Genomic DNA, 3,445 nt, shown 5'->3' with positions numbered 1-3,445 from the left:
GTACGAACCCCCTCCCCCTACCCCCCTCCCGCGAGGGGAGGGGGGACTCGGTTGGCTTGGGCTGAAGCGTTGATTCGTTGCCCGTCCATCGTGGCGCGTCGTCGACGGAGAGGGTCGCGGCCAGCAGCTCCCGCGTATACGCGTGCGCCGGCGCGTCCAGCACCTGCCGCGCCGCGCCGGTCTCGACCACCCGCCCCGCCTTCATCACCGCGACCCGGTCGGCCAGCTCGGCGACCACGCCGAGGTCGTGGGTGACCAGCAGCAGCGCCATGCCGCGGCGGTCCCGCAGGCGTCGGAACAGGTCGAGGATCTGGGCCTGGACGGTGACGTCGAGCGCCGTGGTCGGCTCATCCGCCACCAGCAGCTCCGGCCCCGCGGCCAGCGCCATGGCGATCATCGCCCGCTGGCGCATGCCGCCGGACAGCTCGTGCGGGTACCGGCCCGCCCGATCGGCGGGATCGGCGATGCCGACCTCGGCCAGCAGCGCCACCGCCCGCGCCCGCGCCGCCCGGCCATGGCAGATCCCGTGCGCCGCCAGCACCTCGCGCACCTGCTCGCCCACCGTCAGCACCGGGTTGAGGCTGGTCACCGGCTCCTGGAACACCATGCCGATGCGGCCGCCGCGCACCGGGCGCAGCGCAGGCTCCGCCAGGCCCAGCAGCTCCGCCCCCTGCAGGCGGATCGAGCCGGCGACGCGCGCGTCCGGCGGCAGCAGGCCGAGCGGCGCCATCGCCACCGTCGACTTGCCGGAGCCCGACTCGCCGACCAGCGCCAGCGTCTCCCCCGCCGCGAGGTCGAGGTCGACCCCGTCCACCGCCCGCACCACCGCCCCCTCTCCAGGGTAGTCGACGGCGAGCCCCCGGATCGCCAGCAGCGCTCCGGTCACCGCCGCCTCCGCCGCGGGTCGAGCGCGGCCGTGAGCGCCTCGCCGAGCAGGCTGACCGACAGCACGGCGACGACGATGGCGAGGCCGGGGATGGCGGAGAGCCACCAGGCGCTGCGCAGCACGGCGCGCCCCTCCGCGATCATGCTGCCCCAGCTGACCCGGTTCGGGTCGCCGAGGCCGAGGAAGGACAGCGCCGATTCGATCAGGATGGCGCTGGCGGTGATCACGGTGGCCAGCACCAGCACCGGCGCCAGGGCGTTGGGCAGCAGCTTGGCGAAGGCGATCCGCGCCCAGCCCATGCCCATGCAGCGATAAGCGTCCACGAAGTCGCGCCGCGCCAGGGCCATGACCTCGGCCCGCACCACCCGGGCCGGGCTGGGCCAGGCGCCGAGGCCGATGGCGACGACGATGCTGCCGAGCGACGGCCCCAGCACCAGGATCAGCGCCAGGGCCAGGACGAAGCTGGGCACGGTCTGCACCGCCTCGGTCAGCCGCATCAGCGCCTCGTCCGCCCAGCCGCCGAGGAAGCCGGCGGTGGTGCCGACCAGCAGGCCGATGCCGACCGCCAGCACCGCCGCCGCGGCGCCGACCAGCAGCGAGACCCGGGCGCCGTGGCACAGCTGGGCCAGCACGTCGCGGCCGAGCCGGTCGGTGCCCAGCCAATGCGCCGGGTCCTGGAACGGCGGGACCTGCGCCGGCCCCGCGATCGCCAGCGGGTCGCCGGGGAACAGCCAGCCGGCGGCCAGCGCCATGCCGAGCACCAGCAGGAGCCCGGCAAGGCCGAGCCGCCCGGCCCGGTCGGCCAGGAAGCGCCGGAGGACGCGTCTCATCGCCACCTCCCCTGGTGGCGGCAGGATCTCTCCGGCACGCTCGGATTGCCTCTCCCGCTTGCGGGAGAGGTCGGAGACGCGAAGCGGCTCCGGGTGAGGGGATTTCGTCGAGGCCGGGACCAGCCCTCACCCGGTCTCGCTGGCGCGAGCCCGACCTCTCCCGCGTCCGGCGGGAGAGGCAATCCGATCGCCCCGGAGAGACGGGTTCTCCTCACCGCTCGCCCCGCAGCCGCGGGTCCAGCCTCGCATAGAGCAGGTCGACCGCGAGGTTCACCAGCACCGTCATCACCGCGCTGGCCAGGATGATGCCGAGCAGCAGGTTGAGGTCGCGCCGGGTCACCGCCTCATAGGCCAGGCGGCCGAGGCCGGGGATGGCGAAGACGCTCTCGACCACCACGCTGCCGCCCAGCAGCATGCCGAAATGGATGCCGAACACGGTGACCATCGGCAGCAGCGCGTTGCGCGCCACATGGCGCCAGGTGATGCGGCCGGGCGGCAGGCCCTTGGCCCGGGCGGTGCGGACGAAGTCGCTGCCCGCCACCTCCAGCATGCCGGCGCGCATCAGCCGGAGATAGACGGCGACATACATCAGCGACAGCGCCACGGTCGGCAGCACCAGATGCTCCGCCACGTCCACCACATAGGCCCAGCCGGTGTCGAAGCTGGGCACGGTGGCGATGCCGCCCAGCGGCAGCCAGCGCAGCTTCACGGCGAAGGCCACGATCAGCATCAGCCCGATCCAGAAGCCGGGCATGGCGTAGAGCAGCAGGCCGAAGCCGGTCAGCAGCGTGTCGAGCCATCCCCGCCCCCGGATCCGGCTCTGGCCCGCGGCGACGCCGAGCAGCGTGCCGGCGGAGAGCGCGAGCGACAGGGCCGCGGCCATCAGGAGGGCGGTGTTGCCCGCCCGCTCCAGCACCAGCCCCAGCACTGGGCGGGAGAAGCCGACCGACCAGCCGAGGTCGAGCCGCGCGACATGGGCGAGGTAGAGGCCGAGCTGCACCGGCCAGGGCTGGTCCAGCCCGTATTCGGCGCGCAGCCGGGCGATCAGCCCGGCATCGCCGCCGCCCATCTCGACCACCAGCGCGTCGACGGCGTCGCCCGGCGCCAGCCGCAGCAGCAGGAAGGCCAGGCAGACGACGATCAGCAGCACCGGCACCGCCTGGACCAGGCGCCGGACGAGGAGCGGTTGCATCGGGCGGCTCCGGGTTCCGCGGAAGCGGCAGCTTACCGCGCGGAGTCCGCGATGCCACGGGGTTGTGGCGGGTGCGGTTTGCGGCCGCGGGAACCGTTCCCGGCGGATCGGCCCCTTTCGCGGCGCCTCTCCCGCCTGGCGAGACCTTTTCGGAATGTCTCCGGGATCGTGTCGGAGGCTAGTGACGGCATCGGTCGGAAGCAAAATGAGTCCCCCCTCCCCTTGCGGGAGGGGGGTAGGGGGAGGGGGTTTCCGACGCCAGAACCGGCCTGACACCTGGTGATCTGGCCCTGACGGCGAGGCCTGCCCTTTGCGCATTCGCGCGCGGACGCTGTGCAACCGGAGAGATGGTTGACACTATGGACCGGGGACATGGTTGACAGTTTCCACGGTTTGTTCTGGTGCTATAGGGCGGCCCGGCCGGGCCGCCCTGCAGCGGCGAAGGGTTCGAGTGTTACGGTCGATCAGGCCGAGATCGACGTCTGCGAAGCGGACGATCCAGTCGCCGGACTGGGTCTCGGCGACTGGATCGTCCGC

At 73.3% G+C, this 3,445-nt stretch carries 3 protein-coding genes; all 3 read right to left on the bottom strand.

Going from position 1 to position 3,445, the window contains the following annotated elements; translation table 11 throughout:
* A partial coding sequence (locus BWR60_RS35795; protein WP_088158089.1) for an ABC transporter ATP-binding protein occupies positions 1–886 on the bottom strand: 886 nt, incomplete at its 3' end.
* The gene (locus BWR60_RS35790) at positions 883–1,716 is read right to left on the bottom strand and encodes an ABC transporter permease (protein ID WP_088158087.1); all 834 of its coding nucleotides are present in this window, start codon (positions 1,714–1,716) and stop codon (positions 883–885) included. The genes BWR60_RS35790 and BWR60_RS35795, both read right to left, overlap by 4 nt.
* 211 nt (positions 1,717–1,927) lie before the next feature.
* Positions 1,928–2,908 (bottom strand): ABC transporter permease, encoded by a 981-nt coding sequence (locus BWR60_RS35785; protein ID WP_088158085.1) that lies wholly within the window; start codon positions 2,906–2,908, stop codon positions 1,928–1,930.
* Between the last annotated feature and the right edge of the window lie 537 nt (positions 2,909–3,445).

Source organism: Inquilinus limosus (assembly GCF_002195995.1).
In the GTDB taxonomy this organism is placed as follows: domain Bacteria; phylum Pseudomonadota; class Alphaproteobacteria; order DSM-16000; family Inquilinaceae; genus Inquilinus; species Inquilinus limosus_C.
The sequence above is the reverse complement of the archived record's forward strand: the minus strand, read 5'-3'. Positions and strand labels throughout refer to the sequence as shown.

What these genes read in the sequence shown, in the direction of transcription:
- BWR60_RS35790 (WP_088158087.1), bottom strand. Translation starts at nt 1,716, where the DNA reads ATGAGACGCGTCCTCCGGCGCTTCCTGGCCGACCGGGCCGGGCGGCTC.
- BWR60_RS35785 (WP_088158085.1), bottom strand. Translation starts at nt 2,908, where the DNA reads ATGCAACCGCTCCTCGTCCGGCGCCTGGTCCAGGCGGTGCCGGTGCTG.